The following is a 25,697-nucleotide window of genomic DNA, read 5'->3' as shown; positions in this document are numbered from 1 at the left end:
TTCGTCCGACGCGGCCGACGGCGTCGCATCGCCTGCCGGCTCCTCCACGGACTCGTGCTCCGTCGTCGTCTCGCTCACGTGGCGTCTCTCCCTTGATCAGCAGATCCGCCGTTGATTAGACACTCCCGAGTCAGGAATTCTGTTCAGATAGCTTGCGAGGCGTTCGAGGATCTCGTCCGCGGTCTTCGTCCAGACGTAGGGCTTGGGATCGGTGTTCCATGCGGCGATCCAGGACCGGATGTCCCTCTCCAGAGCGTGGACGGTTTTGTGGACGCCTCGCCGTATCTGCTTGTTCGTCAGCTCGGCGAACCACCGCTCCACCAAGTTCAGCCAGGACGATCCGGTGGGAGTGAAGTGCAAGTGGAAGCGTGGGTGGGCCAGCAGCCAGGTCTTGATGGCCGGGGTCTTGTGGGTGGCGTAGTTGTCCAGCACCAGATGATTCGCCTCCACCCAAGAAGCGTTCACAGTGGCCTAAATGTGCACGGCAATATTGATGCGAAACTCAAAGGGCTCTATTCGAGGGTGTAGCGGATGTGGGGGCCGCCGAAGTAGCCGCGGACGATGTGCGGCCGGCGTTGGCGGCGGTGGAAGAACCGGCGGTTTCTGCGGCGAGTTGGGCTTGGTCTCGGGTCCGGCTGTGCATCGGCAGGCTGCGCTTGAGGTCGGCGTTGACCAGCTCGTCGGGGTTGAGTTCGGGCGCATACGAGGGCAGGAAGTGCAGCTCGATCCGGTCGGCGTGCTCGGCGAGCCAGGCGCGAACCTTCCGGGAGCGGTGGGCGGAGTGGCCGTCCACGACGAGGTGGACCTTGCGCTCGAAGTGGCCGATGAGCCGGTCCAGGAAGCGGCACATCACCCGCGCGTCGAAGGTCTCGGTGAGGACCATGCAGTGGATGCGGCCGTTGGTGCTGATCGCGGACATCGCGTTCACGGAGAACCTGCTGCCCGTGCGGCGCACGCCGGGGGTGCGGCCCTTGGCGCCCCAGGTGCGGCCGGTGACCTGGTCGGAGCGGATACCGACCTGGGCGACGAAGAACACCTCGGCTCCTTCCTTCTTGGCCTTCGCGCGGATCGCGGGCCAGGTCTCCTGGTGCCAGATCCGCACCGCCTCGGCGTCCTGCTCGACGGCCCGCTTGTCCGGGCGCTGGAACGACAGACCCCAGCGGCGCAGGTACTTGCCCACGCCCTGCTCGGTCAGCCGCACCCGGTACAGCTTCGCGATCAGCTCGCCCGCCAGGGCACGCGTCCACAACTGTCCGGAAAGCCCCAGGTCGCAGGGCTGGTAGTCGAGGAGCGCCTGCCGCAGGGCAGCCTGCTCGGCTTCGGACAGCACCTGATGCTCCCCGATCCGCTTGCCCCGCGGACGCGCGGCCAACGCCTCCCACCCGCCGGCCAGCCACTTCGCCCACCAGTTGTCCACCGCCTTGAGCGAGACCTTGAACATCGCCGCGACATCCTCGCGGTCACGTCCCTCGACCAGCGCGGCCACCGCCCGCATCCGCAACGCTTCCTGCGCCGACGGCGACAAGTGTCGGGCGTCCCCCACCAGTTCAGTCACACGGCGTTCAACGAATCAGAACCCCAGCCGTTTCGGATCAATAACCTCGGCGTGAGACGAGACGGGCGAGTGACTCCGTGGGCCAGCAGAGCCATTCGAGAAGAGGGCTGGTGACCACGAACCAGTGGACGCTAACCCGGCCCCGCTCTTTTTCCAGGATCAGCGGGGCCTCATCCCGGTAGATGTAGCGGAGGTATCGGTGGCGGATCGGCGCTCCGGCGATCAGCAGCACCGGTGAGGAGATGAGGATGGCCACCGGGACCAGGGCTCTCACGACGGCGATCTTCGCCTTCTCCTCATATCGCATGCGCTCAGTGTGCTGACGTCTGTGTTGCTTGTCAGCCTGCCCTGCGGGGTTTGGTGCCGACCTCGTGGTGGGTGGGGCGGCTGTAGGCCTCGCCGGTGGCGAGGACGCGTCCCACTTCATGCCGGGTGGCCGGGCGACGGTTCTTCGAACCGGGCGTCCTGGACCGCGCGGCATCCCCGGGCCGCGCTGCGGGCCTGGCACGCCTGCGCATTCACGCTCCTGGCCACCGTCGCCGCGACCCTCGTCCTGACGGCGCACGACCTGTGGGAGCACGCCGTCGTCTGGCTGTTCCACGCGGGCAAACCCCAGGTGCACGCCGCCTACGCGGGTTCGTGGCACATCGAGGGCGCGGCCGACGCGGCGGTACTCCTGCTCCTGCTCGCCGCCACCGCGGTCACCGCCCTGGCGGCGCACCGCTTCTTCACCGTGCGGCGGGAACGGGACCGGGCGAGGCTGATCACCGACGCCCTGGGCAGCCTCGGCGCGGGAGGGCTCGCCGACGTGCACATCCTGGAGGACGCCGCGCCGACCGCGTTCTGCGTGCCGGGAAGCCGCGGGCGGGACCGGATCGTCGTCAGTCGCGGCACCGTGGACCTGCTCACCGAGGAGCAGTTGGCGGCCGCCGTCGCGCATGAGCGGGGACACCTTCGACTCGCGCACCACCGCATGATCCTGGCCGCCGAGGTCGTGACCGCGGCGGTGGGCTGGAGCGGTGCGCTACGCGGCTACGCCCACCAGGTACGGCGACTGGCCGAGATGGCCGCCGACGATCACGCCGCCGCCGTGCACGGACCGCGCACCGTGGCCTCGGTGCTGCTGGAGATGTGCACCGTCGCACCACCGGCCGAGGGCTCCGAGGCACTGGCGTTGAGCGGTCCGGACCCCGCCGAGCGCATCCGCCGCCTCCTGGCCGCCCGCCCCGAACAGGGCGCCGTCTGCTCCCTGTCCTGATCGGCTGCGCCACGGCCGCCGTGCTCGTACTGCCGTCCGTCATGGTGCTCGGCCCCGCGTTCGCCGTCGCGTACACCGCCCATTGCCTGGAGCAGTGCGCGCGGTGACCTCCGGAGGAAACGGCAGGAGCGGTTACTGAGCGTTGTCTTCTCCACGAGCGAGTGCAGTGGAGCCGAGCAGCAGGACAGGGCGTTCACCCAGGCGCTTTCGGGCTGACTGCGGCGTCCTCGACTACCCCGGCGCCGGAACCGGCGACCGCCGCGCCGCGAGACACCCGGTGCGGTGCAGCCATTCCACCGACCCCGCACATACCAGCCCGGTGACCGCCAGCACCGCCCACGGCAGCCAGCGCACCCCCGTGTCGAACAGCGCCCCGACGGCAAGGTTGCCCAGTGAGACCGCAATCCCGGAGGCGGTGTTGTAGGCGCCGTAGTACGTCGCGACCAGCCGGTCGCCGGAGAGCCGTACGACGGTGTCCATCTCGAACGGGTAGAGCAGAGCCCCGCCCCAGGCCAGCAGCGCCGCGCACAACGTCAGGGCTCCTACCCCCACGATGGCGTCGTAGGACGTGGGCAGCAGCGGCAGGAAGGCCGCCCCCATCACCACGAGGCCGTACACGATGGCCCGCGGCCCGGACAGGCTCTGCTTCGCCCAGGCGGTCAGCTTCAGTTGACCCGACAGCGCGGCAAGCGCCGAGACGGCGAAGACCGCGCCCGTCACCAACCCGGTCCGCTCGCCGAAGAGTTCGCGGGCGCGCAGCGGGAGGGCGAGGTAGACCTGAAAGGCCAGGACGTACGAGCCCGACATGGTGGCGGCGAAGAGCAGGAAGGGCCGGTTGGCGGCGATGGTGCGCCAGTCGGCGGCCACCGCCCGCCACGCCGGCTCCGCGCTGCGGTCGGCCGGCGGGCGGGGCGGCAGGGCACGGGCCTGGAGGACGGCCAGCGCGCCGAAGATGAGCGCGGCGACCGCGCACACCGCGCTGAAGTCCCAGGCCAGCAAGGCGAGTCCGGCAAGCGGGCCGACAAGAATGCCCGCCTGGTAGAAGACGTTGAAGGCGGCGAACGCCTCGACGCGCCGCTCCTCTCCGGCCTCCGCCGCGAGATACGCCCGCACGGCCGGGTTGAACAGCGCCCCGGCCAGGCCCGTCAGGGCCGAAGCGACGATCAGCGCGGGCAGGCTGCCCGCCACCGCGAGCAGCCCGAAGGCGACCGTCCGCAGGGCGCACCCGGCAAGGATCATCGGCTTGCAGCCGTAGCGGTCGGCGAGGGTGCCGCCGACGAGGAACATGCCCTGCTGGGAGAGGTTACGGACGCCGAGTACCAGGCCGACCGCCCAGGCCGCCAGCCCCAGCCCGTGGGCGAGGTGGTCGGCGAGGTAGGGCATCAGCATGTAGAAGCCGAGGTTGATGGCGAACTGGTTGATCATCAGCAGCCGGGCCGGACGGTCGAATGAGGCCACCTGGGCCCGCAGCCGCCTCATCGCGCACCCGCCTTGCTTGCGGCTGCCTCGCGCCCCAGCGGATCCCGCACCCGGCTGCATCGCGTCCACCCGGTCACGACGCACTCGTCCGGCTCGGCGATCTCGTCGGGCTCGGGCGGAGGTTCATGGCCCAGGAGGTCGTGTTCGCGGCACCAGGCGTCGCTGTAGATGGTCTCCAGGTAGCGGTGCGGACCGTCCGGGAAGACAGCGACGATCCGCGTGCCGGTGGGATACGTCCGTGCCACCCACCCGGCCACGAGCGCCACCGCCCCCACGCTCCAGCCGCCGGACGCGTAGTGACGGCGGGCGAGCTGGCGGCACGCCCACACCGCCTCGGCCGGTGCCACCCAGTGGACCTCGGTGAAGGCTTCGTAATCGACGTTCGACGGGTGGATGCTCGATCCCAGACCGCGCATGAGCCGTGGCCCGGCAGGCTGCCCGAAGATCGTCGAGCCGACCGCGTCCACCCCGATCAGCCTCAGTTCGGGACACCGCTCACGCAGCCCCGCCGTGATGCCGGCCGAATGTCCGCCCGTGCCCACCGCCGCGACCAGGACGTCGATGCGGCCGAGCTGGGCGATGAGTTCGGCGGCCAGTGGCCGGTAGGCGGCGGTGTTGTCGGGGTTGTGGTACTGGTCGGGGCAGTACGCGTTCGGGGCGTCGGCGAGGAGTTCTGCGACGCGCTCGCGGCGGGCTTGCTGCCAGCCGCCGTCGGGATGCGGGGCGGCGACCTTGTCGACGTGCGTACCGAGTGCGGTGAGCAGCCGGACCATCGACGACTCCATGCCCGGATCGGTGACGACGATGACGGGATGGCCGTAGGTCAGCCCGGCCAGGGCGAGTCCGAGGCCGAGGGTGCCGCTGGAGGACTCGATGATCGGTGCGCCCGGCGCGAGGTCGCCGCGCCGCCGCGCCTCGCGGATCATGTGCAGGCCGGGGCGGTCCTTGATGCCGCCGGGGTTGGTGCCTTCCAGCTTGGCGTGGAAGCCGCGGCCCGGCGGGGCGAACGGCTCGTCGATCCACAGAACCGGGGTGTTGCCCACCAGATGGGCCTGGCGGCGGGCGATCGGGGGAACGGGGGCGTCGGCCCCGACGGGGACGAGGGATTCGAGCAGGGTGGGGTCCATGAACGTACGGCTCCTTCGCACCCGCTGGTCGGGCGGGCGCGGTGCTGGCGGTGCAGAGGCGCGCGGGCACGCCGGACCGTGGGCCGGACCGTCGCGGCGCGGCCCCGGTCAGGCGTGCGATTCGTGCCTACTGTCGCCAGACGCAGTGCCGTGCACATGCGGATCTGCCGCCTGCCGGCTCGGGAACACCAGCCTCTGGGCGGGCGTGGCCGAGCGATCCGCTCGTGACGAGCTGACCGGTGGCGGGCTCGTCGATCTGCGGGGCGTGGGCCGGACCGTCGGCGGCGGACCGGACCCGGTCTACGGCGTGCTCGACGGTGTCCTCGTGGAATTCGTGGTCGTGGTCGTGACCGTGGCCGGCCTCGACCGCCTCCGCCTTCACCGGGGCAACCGGCTGCACCACGCCCACAGGGCTGAGCGACTTGTGCGGGCCGAGGAAGCCCGGCCCGTGCAAGGCACCCACCAAGTGGGACGCCACCAGCAGGATCAGCCCGATGAGCAGCACGGATGGCACGGGACGCTGGGCGCGGCTGCCGGCCATCACGGAGATCACACACGTAGCGTAATCAATCAATTACGTATGATCGGCGCGCGACGCGCGGCCCTCTCCCGCCGACCCCAGCCGGCTCAGAGCCTCTGAACACCCCAGTAGGCGGCGACGAGCACGACGATCACCGCCGCCACCACTCCGGCGGCCAGGCCGATACGACGCATCCACGGGCTCACACGCCGTTGATGCCCGCGGGGGATGACCTCATACCGCGTTTCCGTACCGAGGATGAGTCCCCCTGGGGGCTGGGAACGTGGTCCGTCCGCCCGGCCCCGATCTGCTGACGGCCCCGAGCGCTCACCGCTTCTCATAGGGATTCTCGGGCTGTTCGACCTGCCTGACATCGGTGGCGGCGAGCACGGGCGGCCACGCCTCGTCGGAGCCAAGTTTGCCCTTGGGGATCCAGGTTCCGGTGACGGACACCCAGCTGTCGACGGCAGGGGCGTCGGATTGGCGGATCTCGATCTTGTCCGGCCGTGCGTCGGCGGCGCAGCAGGAGATGAGCAGCCGGGTCAGATACCAGGTGCCGTCGTCGTCCTTGGTGACGAACCCGGTCATCCGGATCGTGCGGCCCTTCATCGTCCGGCCGCTGTCGTAGAGGGCGCGTGAGGTGAACTGGCTGAGAGTGAGGTCGACCGGGTCGCCCTCGGGCAGCGCGGGGAACGTACCGATGCCCTGAGCGGCGTACTTGGCCGTCTCTCGCTCGACGCTGTACGAGCCGAGGGCGGGCGGCGGGAAGAGCAGCAGGGCCAGCGCGGGGACGACGAGCAGCCAGGCGACGCGGGGACTGTGGCTGTGGTCGTGCTCGTCGTCCCCGTGTGCGTGCTCGTCCTGCTCGTCCGCGTGCTCGTGCCGGACTTCGTTGCGGGCGGCCCGGTCGGCGGCGACCGCGCTCACGGTCCCCAGCGCCAGCAGCAGCACCCCCGACGCGATCAGATACGGCCGCAGTCCCGGCTGCACGTACCGCAGATACAACTCGCTGAACAACGAGATCCGCAGCACCGCCCCCGCGCACAGGACCAGAACCAGCGCCGGACCGTACCGCCTCACAGCAACCACCACCCCACCAGCACACTGCTCACCACCGCGACGACCCACGTCATCGCCGAGAACCTGACCGCGAAGGCCCGCCCGAACGTCCCCGCCTGCAGCGCGAACAGCTTCAGGTCCACCATCGGGCCCACCACCATGAACGCCAGCCGCGCTGTCGGTGAGAACCCGCTCAGCGAAGCGGCGACGAACGCGTCCGCCTCGCTGCACACGCACAGCACCACCGCGAGAACAGCGAGCAGCAGCACCGACAGCCAGGCCGACCCGGTGAACACGTCCAGCACCGACCTCGGTACGACGATGTTGAAGGTCGCCGCGGCCGCCGCACCCACCACGAGGAACCCGCCCGCGTGCAGGAAGTCGTGCTGCAACCCGGCCCGGAAGCCGCCCCAGCGCCCGCCGTCCGACGGCGCCTTGGACGCCGTACGCCTCCGCTGTGGCAGCCACTCCTCGCGCCCGAATCGCACCCACAGCCAGCCCATGACGACGGCGGTGGCGAGGGAGGCGAGGAGGCGGGCCGCGACCATCGCCGGCTGGCCGGGGAAGGCGATGGATGTTGCGACCAGCACCACCGGGTTGATCGCGGGCGCGGAGAGCAGGAAGGCGAGGGCAGCGGCCGGGGCGACCCCGCGCCGCATCAGGCTGTCCGCCACGGGCACGGACGCGCACTCGCACCCCGGCAGTACGACGCCGGCCGCGCCGGCGACGGGCACGGCCAGCGCCGGGTTGCGCGGCAGGAGGCGGGTGAAGACGCGCTCGGGGACGAAGGCGCCGATCGCCGCCGACACCAGCGTGCCGAGCATCAGAAACGGTACGGCCTGGACGACCACGGCCGTGAAGACCGTCCACCAGGCCGCCACCGGCGGGGTGTAGAGGTCGAGGGCGAGCATCGGGCCGAGGACCGAGCCGACCGTGAGGATCGTAATCAGGGCGAGGCCGCCCAGCACGATGTAGACGAGGGTGCGGGCGACCAGCCGGATCCCGTCGGCCAGTCCCCGCACCGGTTCTTCGTGACTCTCCTGGCTCACCGCGCCCCTTGCATCCCACCCCGGCTGTACGGACTGCGCCACCGTAGCGCCCGCAGGAAGCCAGCGTTCGACGCTGTGCCCCTGGCCGGGAGTGCCTGTGGGACAGATGGGGGCGGTCACAGATAGGTCAGCGCCTCGCGGACCGTGATGCGCGAGGCCCGGCTCGCCGCGGCCTCCGTAGCCAGCATGGAGCCGAGCACGGCGAGCACGACCCAGACCCCGACGCCGAGCGGCGAGATACGGAAGGGCAGCGGCGTCTTCATGAAGAGGTTGCCGAGCCCGTCGCCGAGGAATGCGGTGAGCGCCAGCGCCGGGGCGACGGCCACCACGCAGCTGGTGACGGCGAGGAGGACGCCTTCGGCGACGACGATGCGGCGTACGGCCTTGGGGCGGGCGCCGATGGCGTGCATGACGCCGAACTCCCGGGTGCGGTCGAGGATGTTGGAGCTCATCGTCGAGCCGAGGCCGATGCCGCCGACCAGGCCGAGCGGCAGGGCGATGACCAGCAGCACCATCAGGACGGGGCCCGTGTGTCCGGCCGAGGCGGCCTCGCTGCGGTTGACGGAGGCCGCGAGGGCCACGTCGACACCATCGGCGGTGAGTGCGTCGTCGACGGAGGCCGCGACCGCGTCCCGGGTGCGCTCGTCGTGGATGTCGGTGATGACGCGGACGCGGTTCACTTGCTGGGGCTCTCCGGTTGCGGCGGCCAGCCCTTCCGGCGTGGCGTACACGCCGCCGCCGGTGGAGTCGCGTTCCTCGACGATGCCGGCGATGCGCCAGGTCGTGGGCTTTCCCTCGATGAACAGCCGCACGGTGTCGCCCGCGCTGTACCCGGGGACGGTGTTGTCCCGGACGATCTGGCTGAGGATGACCGCTCCGGTCTCCCCCTGCTTCGGCCAACTGCCTTCCAGCAGCTTCGGCGACGAGCGCCCGCTGCCGGGCGAGGGCAACACCGTGTTGAGCGCGATACTGCCGTGGCCCTGGTCGGGGTAGGTGCGGCTGAAGGGGAGCTGATCCGGGCCTGCGACGCTGACCTGGGTGCGGGTGAAGGTCTCGACGCGACTCACGCCGGGCAAGTCCTTTACAGCAGCGGCAGCTTGGTCGGGCGCGGCGGGGGCGCCCAGCTCGGCCTCGACATCCCAGTAACGCTGCGCCTTCTTCTGCTGCTCCGCCGCGTTCGTGCCGTCGATCAGTGACATCGCGGCCACGAACACCGTGCCCGCGCACGCCAGCAGGCTCACGGAGAGCCAGAAGCGGGCGGGGCGGCGGACCGTGTTGCGCAGCGCCAGGAGCAGGCCGCGGTCGAGGCGGCGGATCCGGCTGATCCGGGCCAGCAGTGCGGACGCCCTGCCGGGAGCCGTGCCGCCGCCGTGGTGGTCGATGGCGGCGCGGACGGTGGTGCGGCTCGCCCTGACCAGGGGTACGAGGGCCATCAGTGAGGGCAGGCCGAGGCCGACGGCGACGATCACGACGTACGTCCACCAGGGCGGCGCCAGGCTCGTCGGCTCGCTGCCGAGCACCCTGCGCCGCGGCGACTCGACGCACGACCCGACGGACGAGGAGGTCGAGGCCCCGCCCGGCCTCGCCTCCCTCGGCACCCTGCTCGCCCACCACGAGGCCGCCGGCCTCACGATCACCGTCGACACGGCAGGCGCCCGGCGACCACTGGGCGGCCCCGCCGACCAGGCCGCCTACCGGATTCTCCAGGAAGCCCTCACCAACGCCGCCCGCCACGGCACCGGCCACCGCGCCCGCATCCAGTTCACCTACACCAAGGCAGGGGTCGACATCACCGTCACTAACCCCAGGTCCGCACGACACGTCAACGGCAGTCCGCGACCCGGCGGCGGACACGGCCTGATCGGCATGCGCGAGCGCGTCACGCTGCTGGGCGGCAGCCTGGAAGCCGGGCACAGGGACGGCACGTTCCGCGTCCACGCCCGCATCCCGGCCCCCGCACCCGACGGAGTACAGCCGACGTGACCCGCGTACTGATCGCCGATGACGACCACCTGATGCGCGCCGGCCTCATCGAACTGCTCACCGCCGACCCGAGCATGGAGATCGTCGGCGAGGCGGCGACGGGACGCGAGGCTGTGACGCAGGCCCGGCGGCTGACTCCCGACGTCGTCCTGATGGACATCCGGATGCCCGACCTGGACGGCATCGGCGCCACCCGGGAACTGACCCGCGACGCCCCGGACGCGAAGGTCCTGATCCTCACCACCTTCGAACAGGACGACTACATCTTCGGCGCCCTGCGCGCCGGCGCCTCCGGCTTCCTCCTCAAACGCACCCGCCCCGAGGAACTGATCGCCGCCGTCCACACCATCGCCGCCGGCGACTCCCTGCTCTTCCCTTCAGTCACCTGCCGCGTCATCGACCGCACCGCCCGCCAACCCGCCCCGACCTGTCCGGCCACTCCCGCCTCGACGCGCTGACGCCCCGCGAGCGGGAGACCTTCGAACTCGTCGCCCGGGGCCTGTCGAACCGTGAGATCGCCGCCGCCTTCGTCGTCGAGGAGTCGACGGTCCGCACTCATGTGAAGCGGATCCTGATGAAACTGGGCCTCCGCGACCGGGTGCAGGCCGTGATCTTCGCGTACGAGACGGGCATCAACCAGCCTCGCCATGCGTCGTCGTGAAACTCGAAGGCCCCGCCGGAGCTTCCGGTCGGGGCCTTCGGAGTGGATGTGCTCAGTTGGGTACGGGAGCCGACTGCCCGGTCTGCTCTGCGGCCGGTGCCGTCCGAGGAACCAGCACCCGTTCCGCCAGCACCGCGAAGACGAGCCCGAAGGCGGTCCACAAGGTCACCTGGACGGCGAGCGCCGCCAGGCGGAACTCCCACAGCACGGCGGCCGGGAAGTGCTCCGGGACGTTGTTGTAGGACGGCAGGAACGCGTACGCGAGCCCGACGACCAAGACGAAAAACGCGCCCGCGGCGAGCGTGGCGTTCCAGTTGCCCAGGCGTGGCGCGAGGCGCTTGCCCAGGATCACGGTGGCGACGGCGAGCAGCACGCTCAACACCACCATCAGGAAGTACAGGGCGGTGCGTTTGCCGACGGTGTCGGGATCGCCGACGGCGGGCGGCTGGGCCGGGTACTTCAGGAACGGCACGACATACACGGCGATCAGACCGGCGGCCGCGAGGAGCAGCGCGCTCACGCGCGGCCCGATGCGGCCGATGCGGCCGAGCGCGAAGCAGTACGCGAGGGCGGCGATGCCGCCGAACGCGACGCCGTACACCAGGACACCGGTGGACAGGCCGGCGGTGGACTGCATCGTGCGGCTGACCAGCTCCTCGCCGTGTTCGCCGCCGTGGGCGTGGGCCTCCTCGAAGGCGATCGCCGCGTCGACGCTCGGCTCGCCCAGGAAGTAGGAGACGACAAGGGCGAGCAGACCCGCGGCGAGACCCGCGAGCATGCCACGCACCAGAAGATTGCGGACGGTTGCCGAGTCCATGGGCTCGTACGTTTCCCCGCCGCCGTCAGTGGCAGGGGAAGCCGAGCAGGTGGCGGGCGTCGTGCACCCACTCGTGGACGTCCTCTCCGCTCATCACGGAGGTGGCGCTCTGTTCGACGCCGACGAAGTAGAGCAGAACCAGCATGAGGATGCCGAAGAAGACCGCCCAGGGCGCGATCGCGCCGATCGGCAGCTTGGTCGGTACGGCGATGGGAGTGGTGGTCGGCTGAGCAGCAGACTGCGCCATGGCAGGCCCTCCTGGGGAACTCGCGTCCCGTCTCGGTGGTGCACAAGGACAACGGGGCGGGTCTGACTTGCCCTGCTCACACCTGGGGGTGCGAACCGGGCTTACAGTGGCGCGACCGTGCCGGAGTCTCACCGGCTTCCGCGGGACCGTCGTCGATGTCCGTCGTGGACATCGCCCGAGAACGTACCGCGAAGCAGGGGGGCGGCCAAGGGCGCACGGGCGCACGCCTGCGAGCCGTGGAGGACCTCAAGTCGTGGGGAAAGCCGGGATGTTGAGCACGGGAACGGGCATATGACGAGCCGAGTGATGTTGATCTCACCCGCGATCAGTTTGGCGCTCCGGGAAGCCCGGTTCGACGACGGTTGCCCGCTCGACGCCACCGGACTCCGGCACGCGCGGGCCGCGGCCGGAACACTGACGGCTGTGGACCGGGCCTGGGTCTCCCCGTCGCTCCGCTGCCGGCAGACGGTCGAGGCGCTCGGACTCGACGCCGCGGTCGTACCGGAGTTGGCGGGACTCGACATGGGTCGCTGGCGCGGCGCGACCCTGGCGGACGTGAGCGCGAAAGAGCCCGAGCAGGTTGCCCGGTGGATGGCGGACCCCGCATCCGCGCCGCACGACGGGGAATCCGTACGGGAGTTCTGCGACCGGATCGCCGCCTGGCTCGACTCTGCCGCACGCCTTGAGGGCCGGACGGTCGCCGTGGTGGATCCCGAGGTCGTACGGGCCGCGGCGGTGCGGGCACTCGGGGCGCCCGAGCCGACCTTCTGGCGGATCGACGTGCCACCGCTGACCGCGACGGAGCTCAGCGGACGGTCCGGGCGCTGGAACCTACGCCTCGGGCAGCCGCTCGGCGGGACGCAGCCCGGCACCGGGAGGCTGCCCGAGCCGCCGTAACCCAGGACGGACCGAACCGTCGTCCCCAACTCCGAGTTGTCACAGGCCCCCGCCCCGACCCGCACCGCCCTGTCACGGCTTCTCCGGCCGCACCCCCTGCACGTACCGCAGCCAGGGCCGCACGTCCCCGCGCCCCCGCACATCGAAGCCCGCGCCCGCGATGAGCCCATCGAGCAGGTCCACGCGGTAGTCCACCATGACATGTCCGGTGACCGCGGCGATCACGTGCCGGACCGGCCGGGTACGCGGGGCCCGGAAGTCGGCGATCATCAGGCGCCCGCCCGGACGCAGCACCCGGTACATCTCCCGCAGCGCGACCGGCCGCAGGTCCTCGGGCAGATGGTGTACGGCCAGACAGCTGACGACGACGTCAAAGGAGCCGTCCGGCGCGCTGAGCGCCTCACCGACCCCGGCCTCGTACGCGCAGTGCGGCTCACGCGTCTTATCGCGCGCGTACGCGATGACCTCGGCGGACGGATCGATGCCGAGCACCGAACCAGTGGGGCCGACGGCCTTCGCTATACGCCGGGTCAGGTAGCCGGTGCCGCAGCCCACGTCCAGCACACGGTCACCGGGGCGGGCGCCGCTGAGCCGGGCCAGGCGGGCATAGGCCCGGGGGCGCATGCCGCCGAAGCACACGGCGCCGCAGAGTTCGTAGGCGCGGGCGTGGGCGATGGTCAGGCCGGGGGTGTCGGGATGCGGCCGGCCATGCTGGAGAAGCTGTCCGAGATTCACTTCACCCTCCTTACTTAGTCATGACTAAGTACATGCCTTGAGCTTAGTCACGACTAAGTAAGAGCGGCAAGAGGCCATACGATGCGGGTGTGAGCGAGACGGCCAAGCGGGCGGAACACGGTACGAGGCGGGTGCGGATGGCCCCGGCCCAGCGCCGGGAGTCGATCCTGACCGCCGCGACGGAGGTGTTCGCCGAAGCCGGTTACCAACGAACCAAGGTCTCCGCCATCGCCGCCCGCGTCGGCGTGAGCGAGCCCGTCGTCTTCCAGAACTTCGGCTCCAAGGCAGCGCTCTACCAGGCCGTCCTGGACCGGGCGGTCACCCACGTCTGCGCGATGCTCACCGAGGCGGTGCAGGCCGGGGAGTCCGTCACGGACCTGCTGGCCGGCTTCCTGGAGCCGGCCCACATGGCGCGCTTCCACGCCCGGGGCTCGCTGGGCTTCCTCTTCGCCGACGCCTTCGCCCTCACCGGCGAGCCCGAGTTGCGGGAGGCGGTCCACGCCGCACACCAGCGCTTCGCCGACACCTTCGCCGAACTGGTCCACCAGGGGCAGCGGGCGGGCACGCTCCGCCGGGACCTCGACCCGCACGCCGCGGCCTGGTGGCTGATGTCCCTCCTGCACGCCCGTACCTTCCGGGCGGCCTTCATGCCCGAACAGTCGGGCCTGGAGGGCCAGTTGGTGGCGATGACGCTGGACACGCTGACCGGTTGATCGCAGCTCCTTGATCCGGATGTTCCTGAACCCGACCTTCCCGGTGTGAGCCTGCAGTCCGATGAAGCCCGATGCCGGGTCGGCGGTCGCGGGCTTGCCGCGCCAGGAGTCGGTGTTGGTGAACACCGTGGTCTGGGCGCCGTTCAGCCTGACTGTGTAGGTGTCGCCGCGGACCTCGATCTCGCAGTCCGTCCACTGGCCGGCCACCAGCGGTGCCGGCCGCTGGTAGGACTGGCCGCCGGGGACGCCCCCGGTCTCGATGTCGTAGATCGCGCCGGTGCGGTGCTTGTCCAGTCCGTCGGGTGCCGCCGTGTCGTCGATCCGGACCTCGAAGCCGGTGTGGACGGCGACCCATGCCTGGTTCACGTACGCGTGCAGCTTGGCCGGGTCGGTCCGGTCGGGGACGGGGCGGCACGGGTCTCGGGAGCGTACGAAGATCCCGGAGTTGTCCTGGACGGATCCGACACGGAGCTGCAGGCGCAGGATGAAGTCGCTGAAGGACTGGCGGGCGTAGTAGAGCAGCCCGAGTTCGCCGCCGACGGGCTGGGGGACGATGGCGCCGTCGATCGGGGCGAAGGCGCCGCCGCCGACGCCGCGCCAGAGGGCGAAGGTCTTGTCGGTGCCGTCGAAGAGGTACCGGAACCCGCTTTCGGCAGCCGGGGGTTGGGCGCGGGCACCAGGTGGTCGCCGGTGCGGCGGGCGAGGGCGACGCCGGACAGCATGGGGTTCGGCGAGCCGATGGTGGGGAGCACGGCGGGGCCGACGGCGTGCAGGTTGTCGCTCTCGTACAGACGGCCCCAGACGTCCGTGACCGAGGAGGACGGGTCCTCGCCCATCCACAGGGTGCCGCTCTCGTGGTGCGTGGAGGAGAGCGTGTCCCGCCGGGCGCTGGGCGCGGGCGGGGTGTTCTGCCAGCCGCCGCTGCCCAGGTACTCGATGGGTCCGCCGTTCGCAAGCATCAGTGCGACCTCGTCGGTGGCCTGGTCCATGGCCTCCCAGAGCGCGAGGTTGCGGCCGGCCGGGTGACCGGCCGGGTCGGCCGGGTCCTGCGCCTCCAGCCGGACCAGCGCCCTGGGCTGTCCGTAGTCGAACGGGCCTTGCGGGCCCTGGTGGTCCAGGGCGATCCGGTTGCGAGGGTCGGCGGAGGTCTTGTCGCCGGTCCTCTCGCCGATGCCGCGCAGGGTCACGACGACCCACTCGTCGGTCAGGTCACGGAAGCGGTCGAGGGTGTCGAGGTCGGGGATCTTCTTGAACAGCTCCGCCTCGGAGTCGACGCCCATCGCGCCCACACCGGAGGCCGTGATCTGCAGGTGGAAGTGGCCGGTGCAGTGGTCGGCGTGGGTGTGGACGCCCTTAGCGATGACGAGAGCGGCGATCGGATCGGCCCAGGACCAGCCGAGGACGGCGTTGGGGGCCAGGACCACCAGCAGTACGGCGGACAGGTAGGTGCATGGAGGAGACAGCGATGGTTGAAACGTTGCCGTCGCTGCCGGGTGCCCGGCGATGACAGGGTGCGATGCGTTCTCGATGCCGTCGGCTCCCGGATTGTGGCGGCCGCCGACGGGAGGCAGGGTGGTTTCGGGACCGGCGTGTCACGGATGCGGGCTGGGGCTTGTCCTCATCGCGAAGCAAGTTGTGAACCCGGAACCGACTAACTCGATCACCGCCGAACGAGTGCGTCGGTACACCGGTCCAGAAAGCGGTGGCCGACGCAAGATCGTCCGTTCCAGGCAGGCTTACGGAGGTGTGATACATGTCGGAGAAGAACCCAGAGCACGGGACCGCCCACGAGGGCTTGCCGCCCGAAGTCACGTTGCTGCAGGACGTCACTCCGCCCTTCTTCCCCGAAGGTGGCTCGGGAATGACCATCCTCGTCGAGTGGCCTCCCGGTCACCCCGGGCTCCCTCCGCATCGCCACTCGGGTCCGTCGTTCGGCTATGTGATGGAGGGCGCGGTCCGGTTCGAGCTCGAGGGTGAGCCGGAGCGCGTGGTCGAGGCCGGTGGGACGTTCTGGGAGCCGGGCGGTGACGTGATCCACTACCAGGACGGCAACGCCCTGTCGGACGCACCGACCAAGTTCCTGGTGACCATGGTGTGCGCGCCGGGTCAGCCGATGCTCACGTTGGTCGACGAGGAGGAGCTGAAGGAGCGGGCGCACCTGCGCGCCCCGCGTCCCGTCGAAGGCTGACCCTAGAGTTCGAGACGGGGGCGGAGCCCAGGCCCCTGAATGCCGGCGCCGGGCTTGCCATCGGGCTGGCCACCACCGCCCTCCTGGACGCCGATCTGCAGCTGGCCGAGAGCGTGATCTCAGCCGACCAGAAGGTCGATGACCTCCAACGCGATCTGGAGAACCGGGCCATCGCGGTGCTGGCACGGCAGCAGCCGGTAGCCACGGACCTGCGGACCGTGGTCACCTCACTGCGCATGAGCTCGGACCTGGAACGCTCGGGAGACCTGGCCCAGCACGTGGCCAAGCTGGCCCGGATGCGCTACCCCGAGCGGGCCGTGCCGCGCGATCTGCGCCGCACCATTCTGGAGATGGGCCAGCTCGCGCAGCGCCTGATGGCGCAGGCCGCCGAAGTGATCATCATCCAGGACGCGAAGGCGGCCCTTCAGCTGGAGCAGGACGACGACCGCGTGGACGAGCTCCACCTGGTCATCTTCCAGCATCTGAGGGACGACCAGTGGCAGCACGGAGTGCAGACCGCCGTGGACGTCACGCTGGTCGGCCGCTACCACGAATGCTTCGCCGACCACGCGGTATCGGTGGCCCAACGCCTGGTCTACCTGGTCACGGGCGAGCACGCCCACGAGCTGCCCCCAGACGAGCCCCTGGTCTGAGCGCCCCCGGCCGCGCGGGACACTCCGGAACGGTGTCCGCCGTTGTCCCCGGCGGCTGTCGTCCGCGCCCGCACGAGTGGCTTGTGTCACGGCCTGGCGGCGATGCTCGTCTCAGTTGTCGCCCCGCCCCTCGCGGGGATGTTTCGGCGGACCACAAGGAGAAAGCCATGACGGTTCAGTACAAGGAACTTACGTTCGGTATGCCGTGGGAGTCGCTCTACGGCTACAGCCAGGCCGTACAAGCCGGCGACACGCTCTACGTCTCCGGGCAGTTGTCGCACGACAGCGCCGGGACCTTCGTCGGAGCCGACGATTTCGAGCTCCAGACGAAGACGACTCTCGACAACCTCGACCGCGTGCTGGAGCACTTCGGCGCCACCCGCGACCAGATCGTCGAGACCACCGTCCTCGTCAGGAACCTGCGGGACCACTTCGACACGGTCGCCCGCCTGCACGTCGCGTACGTCGGCGACCGCCGACCGACCAGCACCGTGATGGGCGTGTCCGACCTCGCGCTGCCCGAGCAACTCGTCGAGATCGGCGCGGTCGTCCGCGGCACATGATCACCACGCTGGTCGTCTCACCTGCAGGTCGCCGGCGTGGACGCGTGTCGCGTCAGCCGAGGGCCTGGAGCAGATCGTTGCACGCCGTTTCGCAGGAGCGGCAGGCTTCGGCGCAGATACGGCAGTGCTCCATGTGGGTATGGCGGCCGCATTCATCGGCGCATGCCTTACACGCGGTGGCGCACGCCTGCAGGATGGAGCGGGTGATGTTGGCGTCGTAGCCGGTGTGGCGGGACAGGACCGACGCGGTGGCATTGCAGATGTCGGCGCAGTCCATGTTGGTGCGGATGCACTTCGCCAGCTCGGCCGGCATGCCCTCAGACAGGCAGGCATCGGCACACGCGGTACACGCCTGGGCACAGGCGATGCATTCCTCGATGCACTTGGTGAGCTTCTCCCGGTCGACTCGACCGAGATCGGCCGGATACGTGGCGAGCATCTCCTTCACCGACGTCACAGGGACCGCCTCCTCTCACTGCCGGAGGCCGGCGGGCCAGACAGCAACCCCTTCGTGACCCCCGGCCCTTTGTCCCATTCTCATCTCGCCCATAGGGGCATCGCACACGCACAAGCCCCGACCCCGCCGGGGGACCGACAGCGGGTCAGTGGAGGGCGAGGGGGACCGGGTGCCCCCGCAACGCGCGATCATCCACTTGTTTCGCCGGCGGGGACCGACGACGCGACGCGGTGTACTGCTCGGGGCGGTGCCGATCAAGAGCTTGGCGGTTCCGGACGGCCCGTACTGCGAGGTCCGCAGCGTGACCGAGATGGCCGCCTGCAGGGGACGGAGGACAGGCTGGCTGCGGAGGGAGAAGGCCCGCGGCCAACTGAGATGGTGATGGGGCGGCCCGATTCTGGGCCGCCCCCTCTCGTTCGGCGATTGTGTCAGTGGTGCCCGTGCCCGTGCCCGTGGTGCCCGTGCCCGTGGTGCCCGTGCCCGTGGTGCCCGTGCCCGTGGTGGCGGTCCCGGTCCCACCCGTGTCCGTGGTGGCGGTCCCGGTCCCACCCGTGTCCGTGGTGGTACCGGGGCCCGTCCTCGCCCCGGTCCCAACGATGGTGGTCGTTCGAGGCGTACGCACCGGCCGCCCCCGGCGCGGCGGCGCTGGCAGCTCCAGCACCACCCAGCACCACGGCGACTGCCACGCCGAGCGCGGCAGCAAAGCGGGAAACACGCATAGCGATCTCCTGTCACAGCAGACGCCCGGAGCGCCTGGACCGATTGGACACGACAACAGTTGCCCCAGGCAGGCACCGGAAGCCGCGGGCGCGCCCGCAAAGCCCCTCGATGAGGTGGAATTTCCAGGTCTGAGGAACCAAGGCATGTGGGCAATCCGTGGACACCCTTCTGTGCGACCGCTACGACCAAGGACTGGTGTCAGGCCAGGATCGTGGCGGGCGCAACCGATGAGTCTCAGCGCCCCCATACCTGTGACCGAGAGCTCACGGCTGGGTCTTGAGTTCGGCGTCTGGCTGGACGACCCTGACCTACTCGCTGACGCAGAGCAGTTCTTGGTCAAGGTGATGCGGTCATCCGAGGGCATCGACCCAGACGACGACCTGTTCGAGCCCGAGTACGTCAGCGTTGAGTACGACGACGAGGTCTTCTACGACGCGATGAGCAACATCGACGACGCGTCCGAGGAAGACGACGAATGACCTCGGATCGACCTCGGTCCTCAGTGCCGTAGCCGGGCCACGCCCAGCAACGGCGTCAGGCCGATGCGGCGCCGGACGCGTCGACGGGAGGCGGCAGGGTGCGCAGGCGTTCGCGCAGATCAGCCACGTAGGGGAACCGGCGAAATGGGCTGGTCAGCGCACATACAGGGGCCACAAAGATCGTTTCCCGCGAGCATGTAGATCATTTCCCACTGCCAAGACAGATCCGGTCGACGCCCCCTCCTTCCGCACCCCCCTCGCCCGCTCCCACGGCCCGCGTCGCTGCTGCCCTGTCTGTTCCCCACTCGGTCGCGACGATGAGACCCGTCCCGCGCCCCGCGGTCAACGGCCCGACCACCGGCGGATGAGGGCCCGCCGGTCGGCGGGGGCAGTCCGGCCACCTGCCGGATGGCTGTACCAGCACGGTTCCTGAAGTCTTGTGACCAATGCTGTGGTCGGCTCGACCTCCTGACGGCCTCCGTGGTCCACACCGTGGACATCCGTCTGCTGGGCACCGATGGCTTGGAGGATCGGGCCGCGTTGCTGGTGCTCCTCGGGTTTGCTGTCGCAGCCATGGAGCCGGCCATCCCGCGGACCCGTCTCTTCCGGCCCGGCCCGCTGGAGTGCCTGTCACAGCGGGCCGCCAAGCCCGCCCGCTTGATCACATGACCGGGCCGGCAGCGTCCCCGTCCCGATCGGAGAGGGAGGTCGCAAGGTGACTCTGCGAGTGACGATGCTGTGTGCAACCGGCGCGGAAGTCAGCGATGACCTGGTCTTCGGGGGCGGTGCCTTGAGTGACCGCGGACGGCGTGAGGACACAGCGACGGAAGATGTCCTTCCGCCGTACTCACTGGCGCTCCGAGCGCCCTCCGCCCGCTGCGCGCGGGCCGCTGAGGCCCTCGCGATCGCAGCCACGCCCGAGACTGCCCTGCGTGACCTGGATTGCGGCAGCTGGTACGGCCGCCCGCGCAAAGACATCGTGGCCGAGGACCCCTACGGCTTCTCGGCTTGGCTGACGGATCCCGACGCCGCACCGCACGGGGGCGAGTCCGTCGCTCGGCTCTGCCGTCGGACAGCGGCATGGCTGAGTTCTCTGCCCGCCGACACGGAGCGCATACTCACGATCACCGAGGCTTCCGTCATCCGAGGCTCACTGGTCCATGCCCTGTCCGCACCTGCCCGCGCCTTCTGGCATCTCGGTGTTCCGCCCCTGTCCGCGGTCACGCTGACGATGCGCGACGGCTGCTGGAATGCCCGGCTCGGCCGCATGGCCATCCCGCAGCAACAGCAGCCGGCCGACGGCTCTGCATCCGTCGCGGTGCTGAGCACGCAGGCAACCGGACGGTATCCACCCCTCCTCGTCCGGCCATGACCTCCATGCCCTTCTCGTCAGCGGACTGGCGCAACTTTTCGATGGGGCGCTCGGCAGCGGCGCCACCGCGGCAGGAGGAACGAACTCAGCGGAGTGGACAGCGCCGGCGCCGAAGGTGCCAGGATGCTGAGCGAGCCACGGCGACGATCTGAAACCACGTGGTCCAGCCCCTGGACCGGCTGCCATGGCGGGCCGAGGGCCTCTCGGCGGACAGCGCCCAGCGGCGGATCCGCCCTCGCCGTGGTACGAATCGGACAGTGGTCCGATAGCGGCTGGAGCACACGTGATCCGGGTACTGGTGGTCGACGACGAAGCCCTGATCCGCACGGGCTTCCAGCGCATCCTTGACGCCGCCGACGGTATCGAGGTCGTTGGGGCGGTGTCCGGCGGGCAGGCTCTGCGGACGGTGCGCGAGACGCGCCCCGACGTCGTTCTGCTGGACATCCGGATGCCGGACGTGGACGGGCTCACCGTCCTGGGTGACATTCGCGAACTGCCGGAGCCTCCAGTGGTGGCCATGCTGACCACGTTCGACATGGACGAGTACGTGGAGACGGCACTGCGCTCGGGTGCTGCCGGTTTCCTTCTCAAGGACACCGATCCCGAGGCACTGCCGCTCGCGGTGCGGAGCCTGGCCCGCGGCGGCACGGTGCTGTCGTCCAAGGTGACGCGCGTGGTGGTGGAGGGCTACCTGAGCGCCGGAGCGCAGGAACACCCACCGCAGGTTCTCAAGCGCCTGACCGACCGTGAGCGTGAAGTGCTCGTCCTCATCGCCGAGGGCCTGTCGAACGCCGACATCGCGAACCGGATGCACCTGAGCACCGGCACGGTCAAGGATCACGTCAGCGCGATCCTCGCCAAGCTGGAGGTGAGCGGCAGGGTGCAGGCCGCCCTCTTCGCCCAACGGGCCGGACTTCTCACCAGGAGAACAGAATGACCCGCCGCCCGGCCCCGCTGCTCCTGGACGGCGTGGCGGTGGGTCTGGCCCTCCTCGATGTCTGGGTTCACTGGGATGCCGAGGAGCCGTGGCGGACGGCCTGTGGCCTGGCAGCTGCCGTCGCCCTGCTGCTGCGCCGGCGGCGACCGCTGCTCACCTTCGCCCTCACCCTCCCAGCCGTCCTGCTGTCCGATGCGGTCTTCGCGTGCCTGGTCGCGCTGTACACACTCGCCTCCCTCAGTCGCCCTCGGACTCTGTTGGTCCTGTGCGCCCTGGCCTACGCGTTCAGCGACGCGACGCTCCTGCCGTCGATGGACCTCGATCTGACCGACCCCTCGACGCTGATCACGCTCGGCTACACCTCCGCGACGGCGGCAGCTGTCGTGTTCCTGGGGCAGCTCGTACAGACACGCCGCGACCTCTCGCTGAGACTGACCGAAATCTCGGAGGCGCGTGACCATCAACAGCTGCTGACCACACAAGCCGTTCTGGCCAAGGAACGCGCCCAGCTCGCGCGGGAAATGCACGATGTCGTCTCCCACCAGGTCAGTCTGATTGCCGTGCGTGCCGGAGCGCTGCAGGTCGGCACGAGAGATCCCGACGTCAAGGAGGCCGCTGCGACGATCAGGCGACTGAGTGCGCAGACGCTCGACGAGCTGCGCCACATGGTCGCCGTCCTCCGCGCCTCCGGTGGCCGCCCCACGGAACTGACCCCGCAACCGGCCCTCACCGACCTCCAAAAGCTGGCCGACGGCTGCGGGATCGAGACCGAGCTCAAAACGGACCTGCCCGAAGATCTTTCGCCCACCGTCCAGCGCGCGATCTACCGCACGGTCCAGGAAGCCCTGACCAACACACGCAAACACGCCCCTGGTGCTACCGCACGCATCGACCTGTGCCACGCCAATGGCCGCGTCCGCGTCAGGGTTACCAACACCGCGCCGACCCGGCCGGCCCTTCCTCTCCCCAGTGCACACCACGGCTTGATCGGTCTTCGCCAGCGCACCGAGCTCCTCGGCGGCACCATGACCTCGGGTCCGACGAGCGACGGCGGCTACGAAATCTGCGTGGTGCTCCCGACAGAAGCCACAACGTGAACAAACCCAGAAACGCTGCTCAGCCATGTGCCTCCCCGGATCACACTTCGGCCAGAAGGAGCTCGCGCTTTGACGACTTGGAGCGAGGCAGTGCCCTATCAAGCCCCACACCATGGGTCACGGCATCCACAGAGCCTGCTACCCCCTATCCGGGAACAAACGTGACGTCCGGCGACGCGTGCACGCGGTCCAGGCCGACCTGCCGCGGCGGCGGATGTGCTGCCGCGCACGCACAGCACAGCGCAGCGCCCGCCTCGGCAGCGGCGGGACGGCAGTGTTACCCGCCAACGCACCGCTCCCACTCTGAAACGATCAGTAAAGTGTGGAATCCGAGGTAACGGCAGGCCTTGCCGGTCATGAGGGGCCGGGGCGGCGAAGGCAGTGACTACCGGATGACGTCCTCTGCGCTGCCAAGGATCCCCAACTCGGCGCGGGTGGGCAGTCCTTCCCAGTCGCCGGGCACAGTGCAGGCGAAGCCACCCGTGGTCACGGCGGTGTCCAGGCGCACGGTCGGCGGCGCGTCGGCCAGCAGTTCGGCGAGGTATCCGGCGACGAAAGCATCGCCGGCGCCCACGGAGTCGATCACGTCGACCTTCACCGCCGGGCGGGAGTACTGCTCGCCGTCGATCACTGCTGCACACCCCTGGGCGCCGAGCTTGATGATGGCCTGCGAGGGCCCGAGGTCGCACAGCGCAGACGCCAGAGTGTGGGGGTCCTCATCCTCCGGGACGAAGAGCGAGGCTTCCTCGGGGCCGGCGAAGACGACGTCGCACGCGCGCATGATGTCGAGCAGGCCCTTTCCCGCAGCCTCGCGAGACCACAGCTTGCTGCGGTAGTTGACGTCGAACGACACGGTCAGACCGTGTCGGCGGGCGAGTTCGATCGCGTGGCGTACCGCGTCTGCGGCCGGGTCGGACAGCGCCGGGGTGATACCCGTGACATGGAGCAGGGCGGCATGGGCGAGGACGCTCTCGGTGATGTCCTCCGGCCGCAGCCGGGATCCCGCGCTGCCGGCGCGGTAGTACCACACGCCCAGCGACCGGGCCGTGCGGCGTTCCTTGACCATCAGCCCGGTGGGTGCTGCAGGGTCAACGATCCCGCGTACGTCGAGCCCCTCGGCCCGCAGCTCGCGCAGGACGAGCTTGCCGAAGGAGTCCTCGCCCACCCTTCCGATCCAGGTGGCAGGCACGCCGAGCCGCTGCAGGGCGATGGCCACGTTGCTCTCGGCGCCGCCGACGCCCACGGACATGCTGGGCACATGGCTCAGCGGCCCGGTGCGTTCCGCGGCCAGCAGTGCCATGGTCTCGCCGACGGTGACGACGCCGCTGCGGATGAGTTCAGCCACGACCGGCCTCCTGCGCTGCGGCGGCCACGGACTCGACGGCCTGCTTGGCGCGCTCGCGCAGTGCGGCCAGGTCGCCACCCTTCAGGGCGTCGCCGAGCAAGGGGCCGCCCATGCTGACCGCAGGGCAGCCGACCTTGATCCAGTCGCCGGCAGTCGCCCTGCCGACGCCTCCGGAGGGGATCACCGGCATCTGCGGGAAGGGGCCGTGGAGGTCCTTGACGTACTGCGGTCCGACGGTCGAGGCCGGGAAGAGCTTGACCGCGCTCGCGCCGGCCGCCCAACCCGTACTGAGTTCGGTGGGGGTCAGCCCGCCCGGGATGATCGCCACTTTGCGGGCCACCGCGGCGCGGATGAGCTCCGCATCGGTGTGCGGGGTGACCACATAGGCCGCGCCCGCGTCGAGCACCGCGTCGAGGTCCTCGACGGACAGGACGGTGCCCGCCCCCACCTCGACCTCGTCGGGCAGCGCGGCCCTCAACTCGGAGATCGCCTGGAGGCCTCCAGCCGTGGTGAGGGTGACCTCCATGCTGCGGATGCCCTGCTCCACCAGCACCTCGGCGGCCGGAAGCAGGTATCGGGCATCGGAGGCCCGCAGGACCGCGATGATGCGGCTCTCGAGCAGGGTGCGGCTCAGCGGCTGCCGTGGAGTCGCTGAGTGCTGGTTCGCTGTGTGCATGATTTTTCGTCCCTTGGGCGTGTGGCGGCAGGCAGGGGCAGATCAGCCGGCGTCGGGAACGCCTGTCCGGCGACGTGTGTCACGGCGCGGTCGGACCGGGGCGTCCGTGTCGCTGAAGAGCTCCGGGTGCTGCGCCCGGATGGTCTCCACGTCGGTGAAGACCTGACGCAGATGTCCCCGCAGGGCCTGGTCGGCCCCGTCCAGATCGTGCTGTTCGAGCTGATCGACCACCGCGGTGTGCTGGCTGATCAATAGGGAGAGCTGCTGGGTGAGCGGCAGGGACAGGCGTCGCGCCCGGTCGAGCTGGGCCTTGGCCTGGCTCACGACCGGCCAAGCCTCGGCATGTCCGCCCGCGGCCATGAGCCGGGCGTGGAACTGCTCGTCCAGTCGGAAGAACGCCTCCGGGTCCTCTCGCTGCTCGGCCTCGGTCTGGGCGACCAGCAGGGCTCTGAGTTCAGCCACGTCATGCGCGGTCGCCTTGGTCACACCGTCGCGCAGGGCCGCGCACTCGAGTGCCTCGCGGATGAACTGCGCGGAGGCGATGTCTCGCTCGCGGATGCGCGAGACGAAGGTCCCCAGCTGCGGGTAGACGTCGACGAGTCCCTCCTCCCCGAGCAGGATCAGGCTCTCCCGCACGGGGGTCCGGCTGACACCGAGTTCGGCCGCGAGGTCGTTCTCCGACAGGGCCGCCCCGGGCTCCAGGTCAAGGCTGATGATCCGCGAGCGCAGCAGCTCATGGACCAGTTGCCGGGTGTTGCGGCCCCGGGCGCGTGCGGCGTGCAGTCCTTCGGTGGATGCCATCCGGGCTCTCCCATCCCTTGACGAGCGCGACTGAAGTACTTGTATGGTAGCCGACGCCAAGGGGACTTGGGTAGCGTTTGGACTGCAAGGAGGCAGCCTTATGAGCGGACACGACAGCGCCGCGCCCGTGACATCGGCACCACCGAAGGAGCTGCGGCGCACCGTCGGAGCATCCGTTGTCGGCACCGTTGCCGAGTACTACGACTTCTTCATCTACGGCACCGCGTCCGCTCTCGCCTTCAACGAGGTCTTCTTTCCGGAGGTCGATTCGGCGGTGGGCACGCTCGCCGCCTTCTCGACCTACGCCGT

At 70.1% G+C, this 25,697-nt stretch carries 27 protein-coding genes, 7 pseudogenes and 1 riboswitch; of the genes and pseudogenes, 14 read left to right on the top strand and 20 right to left on the bottom strand.

Going from position 1 to position 25,697, the window contains the following annotated elements; translation table 11 throughout:
• Positions 1–96 precede the first annotated feature (96 nt).
• From ACTWQJ_RS16070 to ACTWQJ_RS16060, 3 genes and pseudogenes are all read right to left on the bottom strand, one after another.
• Positions 97–438, bottom strand: a pseudogene (locus ACTWQJ_RS16070) (transposase); the annotation flags it as partial.
• A gap of 64 nt (positions 439–502) precedes the next feature.
• Entirely contained in the window at positions 503–1,555 is a 1,053-nt protein-coding gene (locus ACTWQJ_RS16065; protein WP_443307312.1) for an IS630 family transposase, read from the bottom strand.
• A 37-nt stretch (positions 1,556–1,592) separates the two neighbouring features.
• A complete protein-coding gene (locus tag ACTWQJ_RS16060) occupies positions 1,593–1,862 on the bottom strand; it encodes a hypothetical protein (RefSeq protein ID WP_443307311.1) in 270 nt (89 codons plus the stop codon).
• A 21-nt stretch (positions 1,863–1,883) separates the two neighbouring features.
• Between ACTWQJ_RS16060 and ACTWQJ_RS16055 the strand changes: the two genes are divergently transcribed.
• The gene (locus ACTWQJ_RS16055; protein ID WP_443307310.1) at positions 1,884–2,813 is read left to right on the top strand and encodes a M56 family metallopeptidase; all 930 of its coding nucleotides are present in this window, start codon (positions 1,884–1,886) and stop codon (positions 2,811–2,813) included.
• A gap of 231 nt (positions 2,814–3,044) precedes the next feature.
• On the opposite strand, the gene ACTWQJ_RS16050 is transcribed toward ACTWQJ_RS16055, so the two are convergent.
• The 6 genes from ACTWQJ_RS16050 to ACTWQJ_RS16025 all read right to left on the bottom strand — a co-directional run bounded on the left by ACTWQJ_RS16050 (position 3,045) and on the right by ACTWQJ_RS16025 (position 9,480).
• Positions 3,045–4,292, bottom strand: coding sequence for an MDR family MFS transporter (locus ACTWQJ_RS16050; protein WP_443307309.1), 1,248 nt, complete (start codon positions 4,290–4,292; stop codon positions 3,045–3,047).
• A complete protein-coding gene (locus tag ACTWQJ_RS16045; protein ID WP_443307308.1) occupies positions 4,289–5,419 on the bottom strand; it encodes a PLP-dependent cysteine synthase family protein in 1,131 nt (376 codons plus the stop codon). The genes ACTWQJ_RS16050 and ACTWQJ_RS16045 overlap by 4 nt, the downstream gene beginning before the upstream one ends.
• 127 nt (positions 5,420–5,546) lie before the next feature.
• A complete protein-coding gene (locus tag ACTWQJ_RS16040) occupies positions 5,547–5,972 on the bottom strand; it encodes a hypothetical protein (RefSeq protein WP_443307307.1) in 426 nt (141 codons plus the stop codon).
• Positions 5,973–6,266: 294 nt separating this feature from the next.
• Positions 6,267–7,019, bottom strand: a complete 753-nt coding sequence (locus tag ACTWQJ_RS16035) for a TIGR03943 family putative permease subunit (protein ID WP_443307306.1) — start codon at positions 7,017–7,019, stop codon at positions 6,267–6,269.
• On the bottom strand, positions 7,016–8,047 hold the full coding sequence (locus ACTWQJ_RS16030) for a permease (protein WP_443307305.1): 1,032 nt from the start codon (positions 8,045–8,047) through the stop codon (positions 7,016–7,018). Before ACTWQJ_RS16030 ends, ACTWQJ_RS16035 begins: the two co-directional genes overlap by 4 nt.
• Before the next feature lie 116 nt (positions 8,048–8,163).
• Positions 8,164–9,480: an ABC transporter permease gene (locus ACTWQJ_RS16025; protein WP_443307304.1), complete on the bottom strand. Its 1,317-nt coding sequence runs from the start codon at positions 9,478–9,480 to the stop codon at positions 8,164–8,166.
• Between ACTWQJ_RS16025 and ACTWQJ_RS16020 the strand changes: the two genes are divergently transcribed.
• Together ACTWQJ_RS16020 and ACTWQJ_RS16015 are read left to right on the top strand one after the other, a co-directional pair.
• A complete protein-coding gene (locus ACTWQJ_RS16020) occupies positions 9,428–10,030 on the top strand; it encodes a sensor histidine kinase (RefSeq protein WP_443307303.1) in 603 nt (200 codons plus the stop codon). The genes ACTWQJ_RS16025 and ACTWQJ_RS16020 overlap by 53 nt on opposite strands.
• A 32-nt stretch (positions 10,031–10,062) precedes the next feature.
• Positions 10,063–10,691 (top strand): annotated as a pseudogene (locus ACTWQJ_RS16015) (response regulator).
• A gap of 52 nt (positions 10,692–10,743) precedes the next feature.
• On the opposite strand, the gene ACTWQJ_RS16010 reads toward ACTWQJ_RS16015, so the two are convergent.
• Both ACTWQJ_RS16010 and ACTWQJ_RS16005 read right to left on the bottom strand, forming a co-directional pair.
• Positions 10,744–11,508, bottom strand: coding sequence for a CbtA family protein (locus tag ACTWQJ_RS16010; RefSeq protein WP_443307302.1), 765 nt, complete (start codon positions 11,506–11,508; stop codon positions 10,744–10,746).
• 25 nt (positions 11,509–11,533) lie between these two features.
• A complete protein-coding gene (locus tag ACTWQJ_RS16005) occupies positions 11,534–11,755 on the bottom strand; it encodes a CbtB domain-containing protein (protein ID WP_443307301.1) in 222 nt (73 codons plus the stop codon).
• A 36-nt stretch (positions 11,756–11,791) separates the two neighbouring features.
• A riboswitch (cobalamin riboswitch) is annotated at positions 11,792–11,934 on the bottom strand.
• Positions 11,935–12,046: 112 nt separating this feature from the next.
• Here ACTWQJ_RS16005 and ACTWQJ_RS16000 point away from each other — a divergent pair.
• On the top strand, positions 12,047–12,652 hold the full coding sequence (locus ACTWQJ_RS16000; RefSeq protein WP_443307300.1) for a histidine phosphatase family protein: 606 nt from the start codon (positions 12,047–12,049) through the stop codon (positions 12,650–12,652).
• A 72-nt stretch (positions 12,653–12,724) separates the two neighbouring features.
• Here ACTWQJ_RS16000 and ACTWQJ_RS15995 read toward each other — a convergent pair whose 3' ends face one another.
• The gene (locus ACTWQJ_RS15995; protein ID WP_443307299.1) at positions 12,725–13,387 is read right to left on the bottom strand and encodes a class I SAM-dependent methyltransferase; all 663 of its coding nucleotides are present in this window, start codon (positions 13,385–13,387) and stop codon (positions 12,725–12,727) included.
• Positions 13,388–13,476: 89 nt separating this feature from the next.
• Between ACTWQJ_RS15995 and ACTWQJ_RS15990 the strand changes: the two genes are divergently transcribed.
• On the top strand, positions 13,477–14,100 hold the full coding sequence (locus ACTWQJ_RS15990) for a TetR/AcrR family transcriptional regulator (RefSeq protein ID WP_443307298.1): 624 nt from the start codon (positions 13,477–13,479) through the stop codon (positions 14,098–14,100).
• 69 nt (positions 14,101–14,169) lie between these two features.
• Here the strand turns inward: ACTWQJ_RS15990 and ACTWQJ_RS15985 are convergent.
• The 3 pseudogenes from ACTWQJ_RS15985 to ACTWQJ_RS15975 all read right to left on the bottom strand — a co-directional run.
• Positions 14,170–14,901 (bottom strand): annotated as a pseudogene (locus tag ACTWQJ_RS15985) (3-keto-disaccharide hydrolase); the annotation flags it as partial.
• A pseudogene (locus tag ACTWQJ_RS15980) lies at positions 14,811–15,089 on the bottom strand (GMC oxidoreductase); the annotation flags it as partial. The pseudogenes ACTWQJ_RS15980 and ACTWQJ_RS15985, both read right to left, overlap by 91 nt.
• A gap of 366 nt (positions 15,090–15,455) precedes the next feature.
• Positions 15,456–15,551, bottom strand: a pseudogene (locus ACTWQJ_RS15975) (cation transporter); the annotation flags it as partial.
• A gap of 302 nt (positions 15,552–15,853) precedes the next feature.
• Between ACTWQJ_RS15975 and ACTWQJ_RS15970 the strand changes: the two are divergent.
• The 3 genes and pseudogenes from ACTWQJ_RS15970 to ACTWQJ_RS15960 all read left to right on the top strand — a co-directional run bounded on the left by ACTWQJ_RS15970 (position 15,854) and on the right by ACTWQJ_RS15960 (position 17,504).
• Positions 15,854–16,288 (top strand): cupin domain-containing protein, encoded by a 435-nt coding sequence (locus ACTWQJ_RS15970; RefSeq protein ID WP_443307297.1) that lies wholly within the window; start codon positions 15,854–15,856, stop codon positions 16,286–16,288.
• 50 nt (positions 16,289–16,338) lie between these two features.
• Positions 16,339–16,941: pseudogene (gene phoU, locus ACTWQJ_RS15965) on the top strand (phosphate signaling complex protein PhoU); the annotation flags it as partial.
• A 167-nt stretch (positions 16,942–17,108) separates the two neighbouring features.
• Positions 17,109–17,504, top strand: coding sequence for a RidA family protein (locus tag ACTWQJ_RS15960; RefSeq protein WP_443307296.1), 396 nt, complete (start codon positions 17,109–17,111; stop codon positions 17,502–17,504).
• Between the two features lie 52 nt (positions 17,505–17,556).
• Here the strand turns inward: ACTWQJ_RS15960 and ACTWQJ_RS15955 are convergent, their stop codons facing one another.
• Positions 17,557–17,943, bottom strand: coding sequence for a four-helix bundle copper-binding protein (locus tag ACTWQJ_RS15955; protein WP_443307313.1), 387 nt, complete (start codon positions 17,941–17,943; stop codon positions 17,557–17,559).
• Positions 17,944–18,389: 446 nt separating this feature from the next.
• The gene (locus tag ACTWQJ_RS15950) at positions 18,390–18,680 is read right to left on the bottom strand and encodes a hypothetical protein (RefSeq protein ID WP_443307295.1); all 291 of its coding nucleotides are present in this window, start codon (positions 18,678–18,680) and stop codon (positions 18,390–18,392) included.
• A 228-nt stretch (positions 18,681–18,908) separates the two neighbouring features.
• On the opposite strand from ACTWQJ_RS15950, the gene ACTWQJ_RS15945 reads away from it, so the two are divergent.
• The 5 genes from ACTWQJ_RS15945 to ACTWQJ_RS15925 all read left to right on the top strand — a co-directional run bounded on the left by ACTWQJ_RS15945 (position 18,909) and on the right by ACTWQJ_RS15925 (position 22,566).
• Positions 18,909–19,160, top strand: a complete 252-nt coding sequence (locus tag ACTWQJ_RS15945; RefSeq protein ID WP_443307294.1) for a hypothetical protein — start codon at positions 18,909–18,911, stop codon at positions 19,158–19,160.
• A gap of 492 nt (positions 19,161–19,652) precedes the next feature.
• Positions 19,653–19,829 (top strand): hypothetical protein, encoded by a 177-nt coding sequence (locus ACTWQJ_RS15940; RefSeq protein WP_443307293.1) that lies wholly within the window; start codon positions 19,653–19,655, stop codon positions 19,827–19,829.
• A 46-nt stretch (positions 19,830–19,875) separates the two neighbouring features.
• Positions 19,876–20,532, top strand: coding sequence for a histidine phosphatase family protein (locus tag ACTWQJ_RS15935; RefSeq protein ID WP_443307292.1), 657 nt, complete (start codon positions 19,876–19,878; stop codon positions 20,530–20,532).
• Positions 20,533–20,815: 283 nt separating this feature from the next.
• Entirely contained in the window at positions 20,816–21,469 is a 654-nt protein-coding gene (locus ACTWQJ_RS15930; protein ID WP_443307291.1) for a response regulator, read from the top strand.
• Positions 21,466–22,566, top strand: a complete 1,101-nt coding sequence (locus ACTWQJ_RS15925; protein ID WP_443307290.1) for a sensor histidine kinase — start codon at positions 21,466–21,468, stop codon at positions 22,564–22,566. The genes ACTWQJ_RS15930 and ACTWQJ_RS15925 overlap by 4 nt, the downstream gene beginning before the upstream one ends.
• A gap of 385 nt (positions 22,567–22,951) precedes the next feature.
• Here ACTWQJ_RS15925 and ACTWQJ_RS15920 read toward each other — a convergent pair whose 3' ends face one another.
• The 3 genes from ACTWQJ_RS15920 to ACTWQJ_RS15910 are packed head-to-tail and all read right to left on the bottom strand — an operon-like array spanning position 22,952 to position 25,388.
• On the bottom strand, positions 22,952–23,911 hold the full coding sequence (locus ACTWQJ_RS15920) for a sugar kinase (protein WP_443307289.1): 960 nt from the start codon (positions 23,909–23,911) through the stop codon (positions 22,952–22,954).
• Entirely contained in the window at positions 23,904–24,587 is a 684-nt protein-coding gene (locus tag ACTWQJ_RS15915) for a bifunctional 4-hydroxy-2-oxoglutarate aldolase/2-dehydro-3-deoxy-phosphogluconate aldolase (protein WP_443307288.1), read from the bottom strand. The genes ACTWQJ_RS15920 and ACTWQJ_RS15915 overlap by 8 nt, the downstream gene beginning before the upstream one ends.
• A 42-nt stretch (positions 24,588–24,629) precedes the next feature.
• Positions 24,630–25,388, bottom strand: a complete 759-nt coding sequence (locus ACTWQJ_RS15910) for a GntR family transcriptional regulator (protein WP_181662858.1) — start codon at positions 25,386–25,388, stop codon at positions 24,630–24,632.
• A 100-nt stretch (positions 25,389–25,488) separates the two neighbouring features.
• Between ACTWQJ_RS15910 and ACTWQJ_RS15905 the strand changes: the two are divergent.
• A pseudogene (locus ACTWQJ_RS15905) lies at positions 25,489–25,697 on the top strand (MFS transporter); the annotation flags it as partial.

The organism is Streptomyces sp. KR55, from assembly GCF_052245645.1.
In the GTDB taxonomy this organism is placed as follows: domain Bacteria; phylum Actinomycetota; class Actinomycetes; order Streptomycetales; family Streptomycetaceae; genus Streptomyces; species Streptomyces flavusporus.
This window is presented reverse-complemented; position numbering and strand designations above follow the sequence as displayed.